Annotated in this window: 1 protein-coding gene; it reads right to left on the reverse strand. The window is 62.2% G+C overall.

What is annotated here, in order from left to right:
- Positions 1-132: 132 nt before the first annotated feature.
- On the reverse strand, positions 133-1,383 hold the full coding sequence (locus NH287_RS15000) for an IS256 family transposase (RefSeq protein WP_193591830.1): 1,251 nt from the start codon (positions 1,381-1,383) through the stop codon (positions 133-135).
- Positions 1,384-1,493: the final 110 nt, after the last annotated feature.

A 1,493-nucleotide genomic window follows, 5' to 3' on the forward strand; every position in this document is an offset into this window, starting at 1 on the left:
GGTCAAGTCCCGTGGAGTGGTGTAACCGTTTCGTGATCCTTCAGGGATGTGGGGGCTAGTTTTCGTTGTGATTGCAGATGCTCGCGACGAGCTCACTCACGGTGTCGGAGTACAGCCCAGGAGTGGGGGCGCTCATGCTGCGGCCCCGAGCTCGGGGAGCTCATGGTGCTGGCCGATAGTGTCGGTACCCACGAGCGTGAGGCGGCACCTCGCGAGAACGTCAAGACCGAGGTAACGACGACCCTCGGCCCATTCGTCAGACTGCTCCGCAAGAACGGCCCCGACGAGGCGGGTGATCGCGGCCCGGTTCGGGAAGATCCCCACCACATCGGTCCTGCGGCGGATCTCACGGTTCAGGCGCTCGTTCGGGTTATTCGACCAGATCTGCTGCCACACATCTTTCGGGAACGTGGTGAACGCGAGAATGTCAGCCCGGGCAGCATCGAGGTGGTCGTGCACTTCGGGGAGTTTGTCCTCGACGTAGTCCAGGAGCCGGTCGAATTGGGCCTCAACACTTTTCTGGTCGGGTTGGTCGTACACGGAATGCAGCATCGCTTTCACCGCCGGCCACATGCTCTTCGGGGTCACTGACATCAGGTTCGCAGCGTAGTGCGTGCGACACCGTTGCCACGACGTCCCAGGGAAGTTCGCGCGCATCGCTTCAACGAGGCCAGCGTGCGCGTCAGAGGTGATGAGTTTCACCCCGGTGAGGCCGCGCGCGACAAGGTCTGCGAAGAACCCGTTCCACGCCATCGTGGTCTCCGCGGTCGCCACTTGCATGCCCAGGACTTCCCGATGCCCGTCAGCGTTCACCCCGGTCGCGACGAGCACCATGGTGTTGATCACCCGCCCGCCCTCACGCACTTTCATCGTGAGTGCGTCGCACGCGACGAACGTGAACGGGCCGGCCTCACCTAACGGCCTCGTGCGAAACTCACGCACATGCTCGTCCATATCGGCGGCCATTCGGGAGACCTGCGACTTCGACAGGGAATGGATGCCAAGGGTCTTCACGAGTTTGTCCATCCGCCTCGTTGAGACGCCAGCGAGGTAGGCGTCAGCGACGACGGTGATCATCGCCGCTTCTGAGCGTTTGCGACGTTCGAGGAGCCACTCGGGGAAGTACGTGCCGGAGCGGAGCTTCGGGATCGCGACGTCTATGGTTCCGACACGCGTATCGAGTTCACGGGTGCGGTATCCGTTGCGGGAATTCACTCGGTCAGCAGAGGGCTTCCCGTACTCGGCGCCGCAGATCGCATCTGCTTCGGCTGAGAGGAGGGTGTTGATCATGGTTTGCAGCAGGGTGCGCATCAGATCCGGTGATGCGTCGCCCAGCGCGTTGGTGAGGACGGTGGCAGGGTCGACAATAGAGGGAGTGGTCATCGGTGTGACGCCTTTCGAGTGGGATGTGAGAGTTTCCTCGAAGGAAGATCCCGGTGGCCACGCTGACGTTTACTGGCCGGGATCGTTACACCACTCTACGGGGCACTACT

The sequence above is a fragment of the Microbacterium sp. CnD16-F genome (genome assembly GCF_024124465.1).
GTDB lineage: Bacteria > Actinomycetota > Actinomycetes > Actinomycetales > Microbacteriaceae > Microbacterium > Microbacterium gawkjiense.